Below are 16,040 nucleotides of genomic sequence, written 5' to 3' on the forward strand. Positions count from 1 at the left end.
CGCGTGCCCGGTGCCCTCCGGTTGCTTGCCGGAGGCATGTGTAAGAGGCAGGAACTTGGGTGCCGGGGCGGGGTGCGGCGGGCGGGAGGCCGCCCGGAGTGAGAGGGCGGGGCGGTGCGACCCCTCGGGAGAATCACCGCTATCTCATCCGTAAGGAGGAGCAATCGGTCGTCCGTGCCCACCTTCGGTGGGAGGGGCAAATGGGCCCGGACGGGGACGCCCGGGCTCGCGGCGGCTGATGGGGTGGAGTCGTGCACCGTCCCATCCCACGGCTGCCCCGGCAGCTCACCGTCCCGCGCGCGGAATCCGACGCCCGGCTGACCGCCGAGCTGGCCTCGGTGGTCGAGGGCGCGCGCCGCCGGGCCCTTAGGGACGGTGACCGGCAGGTCGACACCGCCCATCTGCTGCACTCCCTGATCGAGTCGGCCCCCGACGTCCGTGCCCTCTTCGGCCCCGGGCCGCAGATCGCGCGGGTGCTCGGCTATCTCGTCCAGCGCAGCATCGGATACGGCCTGCGCTGGCAGGGCTCGGTGGAGGACTCGGGCGCCGTCCCCGTCGTACGCGATGGCCCCTCCGACGGTGCCCGCCGCTCCGGATCCTGGGGTCCCGGCTGGTCGCCCTCGGCCGCCGCCGCCATGGAGGGCGCGCTGCGACGGGCGGAGTCGTACGGGCGTCCGCGAGCCGCCGGAGTCGATCTGCTCGCCTGTCTGGCCGCCGATCCCGACTGCCGGGCGATGGAGGTCCTGCGCGGCGCGGGCGTCGACGCCGGCCGGTTCGACGGACTCGACCCGGGGGACGGCGCCCGGCTGGCCGCCGCCGAATGACGGCCCGTCTCGACATGCGTCACAGGGTCGACGGTGCTGACCCTCGCTGACATGATGTGCCGATGCAGGCGTCTTCGGGAAAGAGCGCGGGCCTGGCCATAGCCCTGGTCTCGGCGTTCGCGTTCGGCGGATCGGGAGTGGCGGCCAAGCCACTGATCGAGGCGGGGCTCGACCCGCTGCACGTGGTGTGGCTGCGGGTGGCCGGAGCCGCGCTGATCATGCTGCCGCTCGCCTGGCGCCACCGCGACCTGGTCCGCCGCAAACCCGCACTCCTCCTCGGCTTCGGACTGCTCGCCGTCGCGGGTGTGCAGGCGTTCTACTTCGCCTCCATCTCCCGTATCCCCGTCGGGGTCGCCCTGCTGGTCGAATACCTCGGGCCGGCGCTCGTCCTCGGCTGGATCCGCTTCGTCCAGCGCAGGCCCGTCACCCGCGCCGCAGCGCTCGGCGTGGTGCTCGCGGTCACCGGCCTCGCGTGTGTCGTCGAGGTCTGGGCCGGACTCGGCTTCGATGTCCTCGGACTGCTGCTCGCCCTGGGGGCCGCGTGCTGCCAGGCCTGCTACTTCATCCTGTCCGACCACGGCGGCGACGGGGAGGACCGGGCGGACCCCCTGGGAGTCATCGCCTACGGGCTCCTCGTCGGCGCGGGCGTGCTGACGGTGGTCGCGCGCCCGTGGGGCATGGACTTCTCGGTGCTCGGCGGGGAGGTGGGCATGGGCGGGACCCGGGTCCCCGCCTGGCTGCTGCTCGCCTGGGTGGTGCTGCTCGCGACCGTGCTCGCGTACATCACCGGTGTGGTCTCCGTACGGAAGCTGTCCCCGCAGGTGGCGGGCGTGGTGGCCTGTCTGGAGGCCGTCGTCGCGACGGTGCTGGCCTGGGTGCTGCTGCGGGAGCATCTGTCCCTGCCGCAGATCCTGGGCGGTGCGCTGGTGCTGGTGGGCGCGTTCATCGCGCAGTCCCAGGCGCCGAAGGCACCGTCGTCGGGGCCGGTCGCGTCCGGGCCGGGCCGGAAGCCCTCCCGGCCGCCGGAGCCGGCGGGGCCGCTCGCGGAACCCATCGAGGCACCGGTGGTGGCCACCGCGAACGCGGCCGACGAGGACGCCGCGGAGGGGGAGTTGTCGGCCGGGCGCGCGGGGACGTAGGCTGCCGATCATGCATTCGACCGTCCTTCCGCCGCCTGCCGCCTAGCGCGGGCGGTCAGCCGTTGACGAAGACCGGGCTCGGGCAGTCCCCGAGCGGTCCGTCGCTGCCCGCGTGACGGAGCAGAGCGACCAGCCATCCCGTTCTTCACACGGAGACCACACGTGTCGAATCTTTCTTCCGCTCCCGCCGTCGGTGTGCCCGCGCAGATGCCGGTGCCCGCGTCCGTCGGGCGGAGCCTCCTCTATCTGGCCATCGCCGGGATCGCCTGGGGAACCGCGGGCGCCGCGGCCTCGCTGGTCTTCGGGGCCAGCGATCTCGGGCCCCTGTCGCTGTCCTTCTGGCGCTGTCTCGGCGGGCTCCTGCTGCTGTTCGGAGCGCTGGCGCTGCGGGCGCGGCGCGCCCGCAGCGCCGCCGGGCCCGCCGGTTTGGTCCGGGCCGCCGAACCGAGGCGCCGGCGGCTGACGCGGATCCTCGGTACGGGGATCGGACTGACCGTCTTCCAGAGCGCCTACTTCGCCGCCGTCCAGGCGACCGGCCTCGCCGTCGCCACCGTCGTCACCCTGGGCGCCGGTCCTGTGCTGATCGCGGTGGGCGCGCGGCTCACCATGGGGGAGCGGCTCGGCCGGGGCGGGGTCGTCGCGGTCGCCGGGGCGCTGGCCGGTCTGGCGGTCCTGGTGCTGGGCGGCGAGGGCGGTACGGTCCGGCCGGCCGGTGTCCTGATCGCCCTGCTCTCCGCGTCCGGGTACGCGGCAATCACCCTGCTGGCGCGCTGGCTCGGGCGCGGCGGAGGCGGCGACTCGCTGGCCACCACGGCCTGGGCGTTCGGTGTCGGCGCGGTCTGCCTGCTGCCGATGGCGCTGGCCGAGGGGCTGCTGCCGCACACCGAGAACCTGGTCCGGGTGATCGCGCTGCTGGTGTACGTGGCCGCCGTGCCGACAGCGGTCGCGTACGTGCTCTACTTCGCGGGCGCCGCCGTCGTCCGCGCCGCGACCGTCTCGGTGATCATGCTCCTCGAACCGGTGGGCGCGGCGGTGATCGCGGTGACGCTGCTCGGCGAGCGTCTGACGGCCGCGACGGTGACCGGCACCCTGGTGCTGCTGTCGGCGGTGACCGCGCTCGCGTTCGCGGAGACCCGGACGGGGCGGTCGGCGCGCGAGGGACGGGTGAGCCCGGTGACCGGGCGGGAGTGACGGTGCGGGCCCCTGCTCCCGCGGGGGCCCGGCCGCGTGCGGGAGCGGGGTCGGCGCCCCCTCCCGACGCGGAGATTCACCGCACCGCGACGCGGGGATTCACAGCACCGTGAGGTAGTCCGGCAGCGCGGTCGAGGGCGCGAGATCCTCCGCCGGAACCGGCCTGCCGTACGACGGCGTCAGCGGGACGACCCCCGCCCAGTACGGAAGATCCAGGTCCTCGGGATCGTCGTTGGGCGGGCCCGAGCGGACCTTGGCCGACACCTCGGTCAGATCCAGGCGGATGACGGCCGTCGCCGCCAGCTCCTTCGGGTTCGCCGGCCGGGAGTCCAGGGCCCGGCCCGGGACGACCTGGTCCACCAGGGCGTCGAGGGCGGCGCGCTTCTCCTGCGGGTCCGTGACCTGGTGGGCCGGGCCGTGGACCATCACCGACCGGTAGTTCATCGAGTGGTGGAAGGCGGAGCGCGCCAGCACCAGACCGTCGACGTGCGTCACCGTCAGGCACACCGGGAGCCCGGGGTCCGCCGCGCCGGTCATCCGCAGGGGGCGGGAGCCCGTCGAGCCGTGGACGTACAGCCGGTCCCCCACCCGGGCGTACAGCGTGGGCAGCACGACCGGCGCTCCGTCCCGCACGAAACCGAGATGGCACAGATACGCCGTGTCGAGTATCGAGTGGATCAGCTCGCGATCGTAGGAGGCCCGTTCCCGGGAGCGGGTGGGGACGGTGCGTTCGGTGGGTTCGTAGGACGTGACCGTGTCCGGCACGGCGGCCTCCTTTTGCCTGAAGTATTGCACTAGTGCATAATATCGTTTGTGCTAGGAGAGTATCGGATCGAAGGTCGGCGCGCATCGGACATCGCGGCCGATATCGAGCGCGCCGTCGGGACCGGAGGGCTGGAGCCCGGCCAACTGCTGCCTCCCATGCGGGAGCTGGCGGCAAGACTGGGGGTCAATCCGAACACCGTCGCCGCCGCCTACCGGACCCTGCGCGAGCGCGGGATCATCGAGACCGCGGGCCGCCGGGGCAGCCGGGTGCGCCCCCGGCCGGCCAGCACCGCGCGCGGGTCCATCCGGGTCGAGGCACCCCCGGGCGTACGGGACCTGAGCGAGGGGAACCCGGACCCCGCGCTGCTGCCCCCGCTGGAGGAGGCGCTCGCCGCGGCGGCCCGGGAGAATCTCCGGTCGCCGTCCAAGGGGCTGTACGGAGGGGCGACCGTCGTCCCCGGGTTCGCGCGGCTCGCCCGGGCCGCGCTGGACGCGGACGGGGTGCCGGACGGGCCCATCGCCGCCACCTCCGGCTCGCTCGACGCCATCGAGCGCGTCCTCGCCGCCCATCTGCGACCCGGGGACACCGTCGCCGTCGAGGACCCCGGCTGGGGAAACCTCCTGGATCTCGTGCCCGCGCTCGGACTCAGGCCCGTACCCGTACGGGTCGACGACGACGGGCCCCTCCCCGGCGAGGTGACCCGGGCGCTCGGTTCGGGCGCCCGGGCGGTCATCGTCACCGACCGCGCGCAGAACCCGACGGGTGCCGCCGTCGGTGCGGCGCGCGCCCGTGAACTGCGCACCGTCCTCGCCCGGTTCCCCCGCACCCTGCTCATCGAGGACGACCACGGCCACGGGATCGTCGACCTGCCGCTGCACCCCCTGGCCGGGGTCACGGACAGCTGGGCGTTCGTCCGCTCCACCGCCAAGGCGTACGGCCCCGATCTGCGCGTCGCCGTCCTGACCGGCGACCCGGTCACCGTCGACCGGGTGACGGGACGGCAGTTCGTGGGACCGGGCTGGGTCAGCCGACTGCTCCAGCGCGCGGTCGTCCACCTCTGGGAGACGGGCGCGGTCGATCCCCGCGCGGTGGCGGCGTCGTACGCGCGGCGGCGCGACGTGCTCGTCCGCGCGCTGGCCGAGCGCGGCATCGAGGCGCACGGCCGCAGCGGGATGAACGTGTGGGTGCCGGTCCCCGACGAGACCGGTGCCGTGGCCCGGCTGCTGCACGCCGGCTGGGCGGTCGTCCCCGGGGCGCGCTTCCGGCTGGCCTCCCCGCAGGGGGTGCGGCTCACCGTGTCGGGCCTCGACCCGGACGAGATCGGCCGGGTCGCCGACGCGGTGACGGCGGCGGCCGCTCCCGCGCGGGCGCGCAGCTACGGCTGAGCGGCCGGCAGCCGGGCGGCGGGATCGGGATCGGGTGCCACGGCCGCGGTTGCTTTTCCCGGCCTCGGCCGGGTCTGTGTCAGGGCCGCTCCCAGCAGCACGATCAGCGCGCCCACCGGGGTATACCAGTCCAGCCGCTCGCCGAGGACCAGTACTCCGGCCGCCGTGGCGACGACGGGGATGAAGTAGGTGACCATATGCGCGGTCGTCGGGCCGACGTCGTCGACGAGGCCGTACTGGAGCAGCAGCGCGAACCCGGTCCCCAGCGTCCCCAGGGCGACCACCGCCAGCAGCGGAACGAGCGGGAACGACGCCGGAAGCGTCGTGAACAGCGGGGTCACCAGGGCGAGCTGAACCGTGGCGAGCAGCAGCTGGGCCCCGGTGAGGGAGAGATTCGAGTGGCCGCCGCCCGCCAGGGTGCGGCGGATGTAGATCCAGCCGACCGCATAGCTGAGCGCGGCGAGCAGCGCCATCGAGGTGCCGGTGACGTCCAGCCCCGAGAAGCCCTGCCAGGCGCCGAGCACGGTCAGCACCCCGAGAAAGCCGAGGCCGAGCCCGGCGCCCCGGCGGCGAGTGGGGCGGTCCTCGGAGAGCGCGACCAGGGACAGGACCATGCCCCACAGTGGCGACGTCGCGTTGCAGATACCCGCCAGCGTGGAGGAGATCGTCAGCTCCGCGTACGCGAACAGCGAGAACGGCAGCGCGTTGACAAAAAACGCGGCCACCGCCAGATGTGCCCAGGTGCGGACCCCGCGCGGCAGCCGCTCGCGGCGTACCACCATGGCCACGGCCAGCACCGCCGCACCGAAGAACAGGCGGCCCAGTGTGACCTGGAAGGGCGCGTACGCCTCGGTGCCGACCTTGATCAGCAGAAAACTGAAACCCCACACCGTGGACAGGACGGCGAAGCGGACGCGCCAGTCGAGGCGGGGACGCTGGCGGACGGCGGAGGACGGGCCGGGAGGGGGCATGGACCTCAGCGTCGCCCACATCATCTCGTAGGACAAGCGAGAAGTTGTTGGTGTGTTGGATTAGCATTGCTTACATGTTGAATCTGGAGCGCCTGCGGACCCTGGACGCGCTCGCCCGCCACGGTTCGGTCAGTGGCGCCGCCGACGGACTGCATGTCACGACATCGGCCGTGTCCCAGCAGATGGCGAAGCTCGAACGGGAGGTGGGGCAGCGGCTCCTCGCCAAGAACGGACGCGGGGTGAGGCTGACCGATGCCGGACGGCTGCTCGCGGACCACGCGGCACGCATCCTGTCCCAGGTCGAGCTGGCGCAGGCCGACATCGAGGCGCAGCGGGGGCAGGTGGTCGGCGAGGTCGGGGTCTGCGGCTTCCCGACGGCGGCGCGCGGGCTCTTCCCCCGGGCCGTCTCGGCCCTGCGCGCCGCCCACCCCGAACTGCGCGTCCGTACGCGGGAGCTGGAGCCGGAGGACGGTATCGCGGCGGTCGTCAGGGGCGATCTCGATCTCGCCGTGGTGCTCGACTGGAACAACAAACGGCTTCCCACGCCGGGCGGGCTCGCCCGGGCGCAGCTGCTCGACGACGTGGCCGATGTCGCCGTACCCGCCGGCCACCGGCTCGCGGGGCGCTGCGAGGTCGATCTGGAGGACTTCGCGGAGGACGACTGGGTGTCCTGGCCGGAGGGCGGATTCTGCTACGAGTGGCTGGTGTTCACGCTCCGCGCGAAGGGGGTCGAGCCGCGGATCCCGCACTTCGCGGGGGAGCACCACACCCAGATGGCGCTGATCGCGGCCGGGTGCGGGATCTGTGTCACTCCCCGGCTCGGACGGGGTCCGGTTCCGGACGGCGTGGTGGTCGTTCCCGTACGGCAGAGGGTGTGCCGTCATGTGTACGCGGTGTGGCGCGCCGACGCGGACCGCCGGCCCTCGATCAGGGCGACGGTCGACGCGCTGCGGGCGGCGGCCACGGAGGTGTCGCCCGCCTCCTGGTGACGCCGGGGCGGTCGACGCCCTGATCGAGGGCCGGCGTCCGGGCTCTCGTCGACGGCTTCGGCGATCTCGTCGACCCGCGGGTCGAGTACGTCGCGGCACGGATACCGCCCCTCCCCGCCCGCGGGTTCTCGACCGTGCGATACGCGCAGGACACCGGGCCCGACCGCTTTGTGACACCCGCGACCCGTGGCGCGCGTCACCTGGCCGTGCTGTCACAGGGATCGGACCGCCGGTGTCTCCATGTTCGTCAGGACGCCGTGCGAACGATCCGCACGGCCCGCACAGTATGCGAATGAGGACGACGTCATGGAACCCCGTTTCAACCTGATGGCCAACGAGCTCGGCGGCAAGTTCTCCAAGCGGTTCGCCAACGCCAGCACGGTGATCCTTCAGTCGGCGCTGCCGAAGGTCACCCAGGAACTGGTGCAGCTGCGCGTCAGCCAGATCAACGGCTGTGGCTTCTGCGTCGACTTCCACACCAAGGAGGCGGCGGCCGCCGGAGAGACCGCGGTCCGGCTCCACCTGGTCGCCGCCTGGCGCGAGTCCACCGTGTTCACCGAGGCCGAGCGGGCCGCGCTGGCGCTCGCCGAGGAGGGCACCCGGCTGGCCGACGCCCACCAGGGCGTGTCCGACCAGACCTGGGCCCGGGTGCGCGAGCACTACGACGACGACCAGGTCGCCGCGCTGGTCTCCCTGGTCGCCCAGATCAACGCGGCCAACCGGCTCAGCGTGATCGTGCGCAACCAGGGAGGTTCCTACGAGGTCGGCATGTTCGCCGCCATGACGAGCTGACCGGCGGTCGGATCACCGCACCGGCTCTCCGCGGATTCGAGGACGGCGTCCGGGAGCCCGGGCAGACCGGAACGCGGTGGGGCGTCAGGAACGAGATCGGTGTCGTGGAGTACCCCCGACGGGCGGCGCTACGCGGCGGCCGTCTTCCTTCGGCCCCGCTCCCTGGCGCTGCGTCTCCCGAAGGCCGACGCGGCGATCGGCAGGGAGGCCCGGGCGGCCGTCGGCCCTCTCCGCGCCTGAACCGTCACGGGCCCGGCCCGTCGACGGACGGATGCCCCGCGCCCCCGGATCGCCGGGCGGCCGGGGCACCCGCGTCCCTGCCGGCCGTACGCGATCCGCCGGAAGGCCGTCGTCCGTGGCTCGCGTGTCCCGTCCCCGCCCCTGGCTCCGGGCCGGGTGCCGGGTCACAGCTTGCGGAAGTCCCAGGAGGCGATCGCGTCCGGCGTCAGCCGCAGCCAGGCGTGCCTGCCGTCGTGGGGCATCTCGTTCAGCCCGAAGTTCTTCCGCGCGAAGAGCCGCTCCGGTGCGTCCAGTTCCGGACAGGGCTCACCGGTGCGCGGTGCCTCGCCGACGAAGGCGGCCGTGCCCGACAGCTCCGCGCCGCGCAGCTCGCCGTACTCCTCGCCCGCGTCGACGACCACCGCCAGCCGGGGGTCGCGCCGCAGTTCGGCCCAGCGGCGGCTGCGGGTGATCGAGTACAGCCACAGCGACGTTCCGTCCCAGGCGAACCAGAGGGCGCCGACATGCGGACGGCCGTCCGCCGAGACGGTGGCGACCCGGCAGGTGCGCTGCTCGGCGAGGAAGGCGTCCAGCTCCCCGGGCGTCATCATGATCCGGCGGCCCCGGCGCTGTGTGACGGCCATGGCGGCTCCCTCCACGAGATCCAACTATCTGACTATGTGTCAGAAATCATGGATGCTCTTCCCTCCTCGCGCAATGGGGGATACATTCGCGCGCCCCGACCCGGAAGGGGAAGCGGATGCCGTCACCGAACGGGCTCGACCGGCTCGCCCGGCAGCTCGACCCGTCCACCACCGTGCTGCTGACCGTGGAATGCCAGCAGGGCGTCGTCGGCGAGGAGAGCGCCCTGCCCGAGCTCGCGGCCGAGGCCAGGTCGTCCGGCGCGCTCCACCGGGTCGCCCGGCTGGTCGCGGGCGCCCATGAAGCGGGCGTACAGGTCCTGCACGCCGTGGCGGAACGGCGGCCCGACGGGCGCGGCTCCAGCGGCAACGCCCGCCTCTTCCGCGCCGCCGCCCGTCTCCCCGTACAGCAGCACTCCGGCAGCCCGGCGGTCGGGATCGCGCCTCCGATCGAGGTGGCGGACGAGGACATCGTCGTACGGAGGCTGCACGGTCTGTCGCCCATCGCGGGCACCGACGTCGACGCGCTGCTGCGCAATCTGGGCTGCCGAACGGTTCTGATCACCGGGGTCTCGGCGAACATCGCCGTCCCCAACGCCGTGTTCGACGCCGTCAACCTCGGCTACACGGCGGTCGTTCCCGCGGACGCCATCGCGGGGGTGCCCGCCGATTACACCCCCGCGATGATCCGCAACACCCTCGCGCTCGTCGCCACCATCACCACCAGCGACGCGGTCCTGGCCTGCTGGAGGAGTGCGGACGGGCACCCCGCGCCGGAGCGCGGGCGTCCTACAGCCGGATGATCGAGTCGCCGTCCACCTTGATCGACGCGGGCGGCAGCGGAGCGGTCGCGGGACCGCCCTTCACACTGCCGTCGCTCGCGTCGAAGGCGCTGTTGTGGCAGGGGCAGTTGATGACGTTGTTCTCGACACCCCCGACCGCGCAGCCCTGATGGGTGCACTTCGACGAGAACGCCTTGAACTCGCCTGCCGCCGGCTGGGTGATCACCACATCGCCGACGACCTTCCCGCCGCCCTGGGGAATGTCCGCGACCTTGGCCAGCACCGTCCCCGTCTTCTTCTCCTCGTCCGATCCGCACCCGGTCAGCGCCACCGTGAGTCCGGCCCCGCCCACCGCCACGACGACGGTCCGGCGGGTGACGGCCCGGGGCGGCCTCTGCGATCCGGTCATGGTTGTGCTCCTTCTGCTCACGGTCCCAGTCGGCCGGGTGACCGGCCGGTTCTCCTATGTGATGGTGTACGGGCCCGCTTGCGGAAGTGTTCAGAATCTCACATCTTCAATGACTTTTCGGGAAGTCCGTCTCCCCGCCGACCAACTGGACGCGATCGCCAACGGTCTCGCCTCCCTCCCCGAAACCCGCGCCTGCGCCATCCTCACCGGCGGCTCCAGCAACTTCCACCACAGCGCGTGGCTGCGCTCGCTCGACGACACCCACCGGCTGGAGTGGCTGCTGGCCGAGCGGTATCCCGCACTGCGGATCGTCGACCGCATGGTGACGCTGGGATGCGTCAAACGGGCGGGCCGGCTGCTCGACGACGAGGGCCGCAGCATCGGGATCGTCCCGATGGACGTGTGGTCCGGCCGTGCCGGCCATGGAACTTCGGGGGGCGGGAAAGCGTTACCGCAAGGACGCGTGGGATGCACGCGGACGAGTGAACGGCTAGCCGAGGTGGCACGGATGGCGATGTGGGACCGGATCAAGGACCAGGCCAAGGGTCTGCAGCAGGCACAGGGGGCACGGAGCTCCGGCGGCCACGGACGGCCGGGGTCAGGGGCCGGCGGGGGACCGAAGGCTCAGCTCGTAGGCGTGCTCAAGTCCCAGCTCGTCTCCCTCAAGACGGAGCTCAAGAGCGGCTCCTACCGGGACGCCAGCATGGCCATGTGTGCCTTGGTCGCGGCCGCCGACGGGTCGGTCGACCCGGCCGAGCGGCAGCATGTGGAGTCACTGATCCTGCAGAACGACGTCTTGCGGAACTTCCCGCCCGATCAGCTGCGGCAGCGGTTCAACAAGCACGTCGACCAGTTGATGTTCAACTTCCAGCAGGGCAAGACCGAGGCCATGCAGGAGATCGCCAAGGCGGCGAAGAAGCCGGTGGAGGCCAAGGCGGTCGTGCAGATCGGCTTCGTCGTCGCCGGAGCGGACGGGTACATCGCCCCGGCCGAGGAGCAGGTCCTGCGGGAAGCGTGCGCGGCGCTCGGTGTGTCCCCGCAGGAGTTCGGCCTCTGACCAGGTTCCGGGCAAGGCCGCGCGCCGGGCGAAACGCCCCGGATTCACCCCAGGGCTGATCCGGGGATTCTTCCGGCTGTACGGCGCTGGCCTGATCCGTGGTTTTGCAGGGAGCGACGCCGTATAGCCTGACGAAATGCTGACAGAACTGACAGCGACCCGCTATGTCACGCCCTTGCGTGAAGGCGGTTCGCTCCCCGGCATCGTCGAGGCCGACGACCTCGGGACGTACGTCATGAAGTTCACCGGTGCCGGACAGGGCCGTAAGACGCTGGTCGCCGAGGTCGTCTGCGGACAGCTCGGCCGCCGGCTCGGACTGCGGGTGCCGGAGCTGGCAGCGATCCAGCTCGACCCGGTGATCGGACTCGGCGAGCCCGACCAGGAGGTGCAGGAGCTGCTGAAGGCGAGTGGCGGGCTCAACCTCGGCATGGACTTCCTGCCGGGCTCGATCGGCTTCGACCCGCTCGCCTACGAGGTCGACCCGGCCGAGGCGGGACGGGTCGTCTGGTTCGACGCCCTGATCAACAATGTGGACCGCTCCTGGCGCAACCCCAACATGCTGGTCTGGCACGGCGACCTGTGGCTCATCGACCACGGCGCCACGATGATCTGGCACCACAACTGGCCCGGGGCCGCCGCGTCCGCGGCCAAGCCGTACGACGCGTCCGACCACGCGCTCGCCCGCTTCCGGCCGGACATCGAGGCCGCCGCCGCGGAGCTGGCCCCGCTCGTCACCGAGAAGCTGCTGACCGAGGTCACCGCCGACGTGCCCGGCGATTGGCTGGTCGACGAGCCCGGCTTCGAGACCACCGACGCGCTGCGGCGCGCCTATGTGGAGGCTCTGCTGCCGCGCGCCGCGACCATCCACGAGCGGATCACCCTGTCCGAACCCTCGGGACCGCGCCCCTCGGCGGCCCCCGGCTGGCTCACCGGACGTCCCTCCGCCGGGAAGGACGCCGGCGCATGAGCGGTGGACGCATGGTCTTCGAGTACGCGCTGCTCCGGGTGGTGCCCCGGGTCGAGCGCGGCGAGTGCTTCAACGCCGGGGTGGTCGTCTACTGCCGGGGCATGTCCTTCGTCGCCGCCCGCACCCGTCTGGACGAGGTGAAGCTGAGAGCGCTGGACCCCGGGGCCGACGCGACCGGCGTGCGGGCGGCACTGCGCGCGATCGAGGGCGTCTGCCGCGGCGGGGACGGCGCCGGGCAGGCGGCCCGTGACGACGCGGGCCGACGTTTCCGCTGGCTGGTCGCGCCACGCTCCACGGTCGTGCAGCCCGGACCGGTGCACACCGGGCTCACCGAGGACCCGCAGGCGGAGGTGGACCGGCTGTTCGGGCTCCTCGTGCGATGACCGTGACCCGGCGCACCCGGTGGGCCGTTGACACCGGGTGCCAGGGCTTCTAGCGTCACGTCTGCTGAAGGTACTAAGCGGTCGCTCATCCGAGTGGCGTACGGGACGCACCGGACGGGCCGCACCCAAGGGCGAGGAGAACAAGCATGTCCACCACCGAGCAGCGCGTCGCCGTCGTGACCGGGGGAGCGCGGGGCATTGGCGCGGCCACCGCGATCCGGCTGGCGGCCGAGGGCCGCGCCGTCGCCGTACTCGACCTCGACGAGACGGCCTGCAAGGACACCGTCGAGAAGATCACGGCGGCCGGCGGCACGGCCGTCGCGATCGGCTGTGACGTGTCGGACGCCAACCAGGTGGAGGCCGCCGTGGCGCGGATCGCCGCTGAAATCGGCGCGCCGACGATCCTCGTGAACAACGCCGGCGTCCTCCGCGACAACCTGCTCTTCAAGATGAGCGAGTCCGACTGGGACACGGTGATGAACGTGCACCTCAAGGGCGCGTTCCTGATGGCCCGCGCGTGCCAGAAGCACATGGTGGACGCCGGGTTCGGCCGTATCGTCTCCCTGTCCTCGTCCTCCGCCCTCGGCAACCGCGGCCAGGCCAACTACTCAGCCGTGAAGGCCGGACTCCAGGGCTTCACCAAGACCCTCGCCAAGGAACTGGGCAAGTTCGGCATCACCGCGAACGCCGTCGCCCCCGGCTTCATCGTCACCGAGATGACCGCGCAGACCGCCGCCCGGGTCGGCATGGGCTTCGAGGACTTCCAGGCCGCCGCCGCCTCCCAGATCCCGGTTCAGCGCGTGGGCCGCCCCGAGGACATCGCCCGTGCCATCGCCTTCTTCACCAGCGACGACGCCGGATTCGTCTCGGGCCAGGTGCTGTACGTGGCCGGCGGACCGCTCAACTGAACGGGGGCACGGACATGGCCGGCACGATCGATACGGGTGACATGAGCGAGAAGAGCGGAGAGGGTACCGGAGCCTCGCGGGTACCCGACAGCGGCAGGGTCGCGCTGATCACGGGCGCGAGCCGGGGCATCGGATACGGGATCGCCCAGGCGTTCGTCGCCCGCGGCGACCGGGTGTGCATCACCGGCCGCGGTGAGGACGCGCTGAAGGAGGCGGTGGAGCTGCTCGGCGCCGACCGGGTCGTCGCGGTGGCGGGCAAGGCCCACGACGAGGCGCACCAGGCCGCCGCGGTGGAGCGCGCCATGGAGGCGTTCGGCCGCGTCGACTTCCTGGTGAACAACGCCGGGACCAACCCGGTCTACTCGCCGATCGCCGAACTCGACCTGAATGTCGCGCGCAAGGTCTACGAGACCAATGTGATCTCCGCGCTCGGCTTCGCCCAGCAGACGTACCGCGCCTGGCAGAAGGAGCACGGCGGTGCGATCGTGAACATCGCCTCCGTCGCGGGTCTCGCCCCTTCCCCCTTCATCGGGGCTTATGGGATGAGCAAGGCGGCCATGGTCAATCTGACCCTGCAACTGGCGCACGAGTTCGCTCCCGGAGTTCGTGTCAACGCGATCGCGCCGGCAGTGGTCAAGACCAAATTCGCCGAGGCTCTCTACGAAGGCCGGGAAGCCGAAGCGGCCGCCGCGTACCCGCTCGCGCGGCTCGGTGTACCCGAGGACATCGGGGGTGCCGCGGCCTTCCTCACCTCCGATCAATCCGATTGGATCACAGGACAGACATTGGTCGTCGATGGCGGTATCTTCCTCAATGCTGGAGTGCACTGAGCGACCTGCGTCATTTCTTGCCGAATGATCCAAGTGCCCTGCCGGGACTCCGTGTTGAACCGGCGGGGCGCTGCGGTATGGTCGGCCGATCCAGGCTGAACGAGGAGCGTGCGCACGTGTTCTACCGGAGCTGTCTGCAGGGCACTGCGGCCCTGGCGTCCATATCCCTGCTCGCGGGATGCGGTCTGTTCGCCGACGCGGGAGCCGAGGGTCAGCAGAGAATTTCGGTCGGCACCATGAGCGAGCCCTCTTCGCTCGATCCGGCCGCAGCCTGGGACGGTTCATGGGAGTTGTACCGGAATGTCTTCCAGACCCTGCTGAGCTTCCCGACCGGTAGCTCCACCCCGCAGCCCGACGCCGCGAAGTCGTGCCAGTTCACGGATGCCGTCAACAAAGTCTATGAGTGCGAACTGCGGCCGGGGCTCACCTTCTCCGATGGGGAGAAGCTCGACGCCCAGGCCGTGAAACACTCCATCGACCGCATTCGCACGATCGACGCGTCCACCGGGCCGAACGGACTGCTCGGCTCTCTCGCCAAGGTCGACGTCACCGGCGACCGTACCGTGAAATTCACGCTCAAGACCTCCGATGCCACCTTCCCGTACATCCTGGCCACGCCTGCCACGTCTCTCGTGGCGCCCAAGCAGTACCCGGCGGACAAGCTCCGCGAGGACGGCAGGGTCACCGGTTCCGGTCCCTATGTTCTCCATTCGTACAGCAAGGGCGACCGGGCCGAGCTGAGCAAGAACAGCACGTACGAGGGATTCGCCGAGCGCCGGAACAATGCGGTGACGATTCGCTATTTCAAGGACTCCGGGGAGATGGTCGGTGCGCTGAAGCAGAAGCGGATCGACACGATTTACCGCGGCCTGACCGCCGCCGACGTCATCGAACTCCAGAAGGGGCTCGCGGAGAACAACCATCTGCGGCTGACGGAGACCGTCGGAGCCGACATACGCTACCTCGTCTTCAACGCCGAGGACCCGGTGGCCGGCAAGCCGGCCGTCCGCAAGGCGATCGCGCAGATCATCGACCGGGGAGCGCTGGTGGGCAAGGTCTACCAGGGCACGGCCGAACCCCTGTACTCGATGGTGCCGAAGGGCATCGCCGGCCACACCACCGAGTTCTACGACCGCTTCGGCGAGCCGAGTGCGGCGACCGCGCGCGAGACCCTGCGGGACGCGGGCATCGACGAACCCGTCAAGCTGACCTTCTGGTACACCACGGACCGTTACGGCTCCGCCACCGCGCCGGAGTTCGCCGAGCTCAAGCGGCAGCTGGAGGCGTCGGGACTCTTCAGGATCACCATCCAGGGCAAGCCGTGGACCGAGTTCCAGAAGGGGTACAGCTCCGGCGCCTATCCCGTCTTCGGCCGTGGCTGGTTCCCCGACTTCCCGGACCCGGACAACTTCATCGCCCCGTTCGTCGGTGAGAACAACGCGCTGCGCACACCCTACGAGAGCCCCGAGATCACCAACGAGCTGCTGCCCAGGTCCCGGCGCGAGACGGACCGCGGCGCGGTGACCAAGCAGTTCGAGCGGGCGCAGGAGATCATCGCCGACGACGTCAGGCTGCTGCCCCTGTGGCAGGGCAAGCTGTACATCGCCTCCAGCGAGGAGATCGGCGGCGGCGAGCGCGCCCTCGACCCGACGACGGTCATGCAGCTGTGGGAGCTGTTCCGCAAGGCCAGCTGGTAGGCCGCCGGCCTGGGACGGAACGGACGCGGCCCGCGTTGTCAGTGCGGCCGGGTAGGTTCTGTGGCGGTAATTGAACACGTTCTGGAGGTT

General features: G+C 71.5%; 18 protein-coding genes. 14 read left to right on the plus strand and 4 right to left on the minus strand.

Annotated elements, in window-relative coordinates; genetic code table 11:
* Window positions 1–251 precede the first annotated feature (251 nt).
* The 3 genes from ACFYT4_RS12615 to ACFYT4_RS12625 all read left to right on the plus strand — a co-directional run bounded on the left by ACFYT4_RS12615 (window position 252) and on the right by ACFYT4_RS12625 (window position 3,154).
* Window positions 252–824 (plus strand): Clp protease N-terminal domain-containing protein, encoded by a 573-nt coding sequence (locus ACFYT4_RS12615; RefSeq protein ID WP_389267567.1) that lies wholly within the window; start codon window positions 252–254, stop codon window positions 822–824.
* Between the two features lie 62 nt (window positions 825–886).
* Window positions 887–1,963 (plus strand): DMT family transporter, encoded by a 1,077-nt coding sequence (locus tag ACFYT4_RS12620; RefSeq protein WP_389267568.1) that lies wholly within the window; start codon window positions 887–889, stop codon window positions 1,961–1,963.
* Window positions 1,964–2,170: 207 nt separating this feature from the next.
* Window positions 2,171–3,154, plus strand: coding sequence for a DMT family transporter (locus ACFYT4_RS12625; protein WP_389267728.1), 984 nt, complete (start codon window positions 2,171–2,173; stop codon window positions 3,152–3,154).
* Between the two features lie 99 nt (window positions 3,155–3,253).
* Here ACFYT4_RS12625 and ACFYT4_RS12630 read toward each other — a convergent pair whose 3' ends face one another.
* A complete protein-coding gene (locus ACFYT4_RS12630; protein ID WP_389267569.1) occupies window positions 3,254–3,919 on the minus strand; it encodes a pyridoxamine 5'-phosphate oxidase family protein in 666 nt (221 codons plus the stop codon).
* Window positions 3,920–3,967: 48 nt separating this feature from the next.
* Here ACFYT4_RS12630 and ACFYT4_RS12635 point away from each other — a divergent pair, with 48 nt between their 5' ends.
* Window positions 3,968–5,305 carry an aminotransferase class I/II-fold pyridoxal phosphate-dependent enzyme gene (locus tag ACFYT4_RS12635; RefSeq protein ID WP_389267570.1) on the plus strand — a complete coding sequence of 446 codons (1,338 nt, stop codon included), beginning with the start codon at window positions 3,968–3,970 and terminating at the stop codon, window positions 5,303–5,305.
* Here the strand turns inward: ACFYT4_RS12635 and ACFYT4_RS12640 are convergent.
* Entirely contained in the window at window positions 5,296–6,297 is a 1,002-nt protein-coding gene (locus ACFYT4_RS12640) for a DMT family transporter (RefSeq protein ID WP_389267729.1), read from the minus strand. The two genes, ACFYT4_RS12635 and ACFYT4_RS12640, sit on opposite strands and share 10 nt — an antisense overlap.
* Before the next feature lie 53 nt (window positions 6,298–6,350).
* Between ACFYT4_RS12640 and ACFYT4_RS12645 the strand changes: the two genes are divergently transcribed.
* From ACFYT4_RS12645 to ACFYT4_RS12655, 3 genes are all read left to right on the plus strand, one after another.
* Window positions 6,351–7,265 carry a LysR family transcriptional regulator gene (locus tag ACFYT4_RS12645; RefSeq protein WP_389267572.1) on the plus strand — a complete coding sequence of 305 codons (915 nt, stop codon included), beginning with the start codon at window positions 6,351–6,353 and terminating at the stop codon, window positions 7,263–7,265.
* A gap of 306 nt (window positions 7,266–7,571) precedes the next feature.
* The gene (locus ACFYT4_RS12650; RefSeq protein ID WP_389267573.1) at window positions 7,572–8,057 is read left to right on the plus strand and encodes a carboxymuconolactone decarboxylase family protein; all 486 of its coding nucleotides are present in this window, start codon (window positions 7,572–7,574) and stop codon (window positions 8,055–8,057) included.
* 99 nt (window positions 8,058–8,156) lie between these two features.
* Window positions 8,157–8,297, plus strand: a complete 141-nt coding sequence (locus ACFYT4_RS12655) for a hypothetical protein (RefSeq protein WP_389267574.1) — start codon at window positions 8,157–8,159, stop codon at window positions 8,295–8,297.
* Between the two features lie 164 nt (window positions 8,298–8,461).
* Here ACFYT4_RS12655 and ACFYT4_RS12660 read toward each other — a convergent pair whose 3' ends face one another.
* Window positions 8,462–8,920, minus strand: coding sequence for a pyridoxamine 5'-phosphate oxidase family protein (locus ACFYT4_RS12660; protein ID WP_389267731.1), 459 nt, complete (start codon window positions 8,918–8,920; stop codon window positions 8,462–8,464).
* 116 nt (window positions 8,921–9,036) lie between these two features.
* Here ACFYT4_RS12660 and ACFYT4_RS12665 point away from each other — a divergent pair, with 116 nt between their 5' ends.
* Complete coding sequence (locus ACFYT4_RS12665) at window positions 9,037–9,720, plus strand: cysteine hydrolase (RefSeq protein ID WP_389267575.1); 684 nt, start codon at window positions 9,037–9,039, stop codon at window positions 9,718–9,720.
* Here the strand turns inward: ACFYT4_RS12665 and ACFYT4_RS12670 are convergent.
* Window positions 9,707–10,108, minus strand: coding sequence for a Rieske (2Fe-2S) protein (locus tag ACFYT4_RS12670; RefSeq protein WP_389267576.1), 402 nt, complete (start codon window positions 10,106–10,108; stop codon window positions 9,707–9,709). The two genes, ACFYT4_RS12665 and ACFYT4_RS12670, sit on opposite strands and share 14 nt — an antisense overlap.
* Window positions 10,109–10,616: 508 nt before the next feature.
* Here ACFYT4_RS12670 and ACFYT4_RS12675 point away from each other — a divergent pair.
* From ACFYT4_RS12675 to ACFYT4_RS12700, 6 genes are all read left to right on the plus strand, one after another.
* Window positions 10,617–11,165, plus strand: a complete 549-nt coding sequence (locus ACFYT4_RS12675; RefSeq protein WP_389267733.1) for a tellurite resistance TerB family protein — start codon at window positions 10,617–10,619, stop codon at window positions 11,163–11,165.
* A gap of 136 nt (window positions 11,166–11,301) precedes the next feature.
* On the plus strand, window positions 11,302–12,132 hold the full coding sequence (locus ACFYT4_RS12680) for a HipA family kinase (protein ID WP_389267578.1): 831 nt from the start codon (window positions 11,302–11,304) through the stop codon (window positions 12,130–12,132).
* Entirely contained in the window at window positions 12,129–12,515 is a 387-nt protein-coding gene (locus ACFYT4_RS12685) for a DUF3037 domain-containing protein (RefSeq protein ID WP_389267579.1), read from the plus strand. Before ACFYT4_RS12680 ends, ACFYT4_RS12685 begins: the two co-directional genes overlap by 4 nt.
* 146 nt (window positions 12,516–12,661) lie before the next feature.
* The gene (gene fabG / locus ACFYT4_RS12690) at window positions 12,662–13,423 is read left to right on the plus strand and encodes a 3-oxoacyl-ACP reductase FabG (RefSeq protein WP_389267580.1); all 762 of its coding nucleotides are present in this window, start codon (window positions 12,662–12,664) and stop codon (window positions 13,421–13,423) included.
* A gap of 41 nt (window positions 13,424–13,464) precedes the next feature.
* A complete protein-coding gene (locus ACFYT4_RS12695; RefSeq protein WP_389267581.1) occupies window positions 13,465–14,253 on the plus strand; it encodes an SDR family oxidoreductase in 789 nt (262 codons plus the stop codon).
* A gap of 116 nt (window positions 14,254–14,369) precedes the next feature.
* The gene (locus tag ACFYT4_RS12700; protein WP_389267582.1) at window positions 14,370–15,950 is read left to right on the plus strand and encodes an ABC transporter substrate-binding protein; all 1,581 of its coding nucleotides are present in this window, start codon (window positions 14,370–14,372) and stop codon (window positions 15,948–15,950) included.
* The last annotated feature ends 90 nt before the right edge of the window (window positions 15,951–16,040 follow it).

The organism is Streptomyces sp. NPDC004609 (assembly GCF_042873655.1).
Taxonomy (GTDB): Bacteria; Actinomycetota; Actinomycetes; order Streptomycetales; family Streptomycetaceae; genus Streptomyces.

Coding starts and splice junctions, on each gene's coding strand:
- ACFYT4_RS12670 (WP_389267576.1), bottom strand. CDS start 10,108: ATGACCGGATCGCAGAGGCCGCCCCGGGCCGTCACCCGCCGGACCGTC.
- ACFYT4_RS12665 (WP_389267575.1), top strand. CDS start 9,037: ATGCCGTCACCGAACGGGCTCGACCGGCTCGCCCGGCAGCTCGACCCG.
- ACFYT4_RS12620 (WP_389267568.1), top strand. CDS start 887: ATGCAGGCGTCTTCGGGAAAGAGCGCGGGCCTGGCCATAGCCCTGGTC.
- ACFYT4_RS12680 (WP_389267578.1), top strand. CDS start 11,302: ATGCTGACAGAACTGACAGCGACCCGCTATGTCACGCCCTTGCGTGAA.
- ACFYT4_RS12660 (WP_389267731.1), bottom strand. CDS start 8,920: ATGGCCGTCACACAGCGCCGGGGCCGCCGGATCATGATGACGCCCGGG.
- ACFYT4_RS12675 (WP_389267733.1), top strand. CDS start 10,617: ATGGCGATGTGGGACCGGATCAAGGACCAGGCCAAGGGTCTGCAGCAG.
- ACFYT4_RS12695 (WP_389267581.1), top strand. CDS start 13,465: ATGAGCGAGAAGAGCGGAGAGGGTACCGGAGCCTCGCGGGTACCCGAC.
- ACFYT4_RS12640 (WP_389267729.1), bottom strand. CDS start 6,297: ATGTGGGCGACGCTGAGGTCCATGCCCCCTCCCGGCCCGTCCTCCGCC.
- ACFYT4_RS12625 (WP_389267728.1), top strand. CDS start 2,171: ATGCCGGTGCCCGCGTCCGTCGGGCGGAGCCTCCTCTATCTGGCCATC.
- fabG (WP_389267580.1), top strand. CDS start 12,662: ATGTCCACCACCGAGCAGCGCGTCGCCGTCGTGACCGGGGGAGCGCGG.
- ACFYT4_RS12650 (WP_389267573.1), top strand. CDS start 7,572: ATGGAACCCCGTTTCAACCTGATGGCCAACGAGCTCGGCGGCAAGTTC.
- ACFYT4_RS12685 (WP_389267579.1), top strand. CDS start 12,129: ATGAGCGGTGGACGCATGGTCTTCGAGTACGCGCTGCTCCGGGTGGTG.
- ACFYT4_RS12645 (WP_389267572.1), top strand. CDS start 6,351: ATGTTGAATCTGGAGCGCCTGCGGACCCTGGACGCGCTCGCCCGCCAC.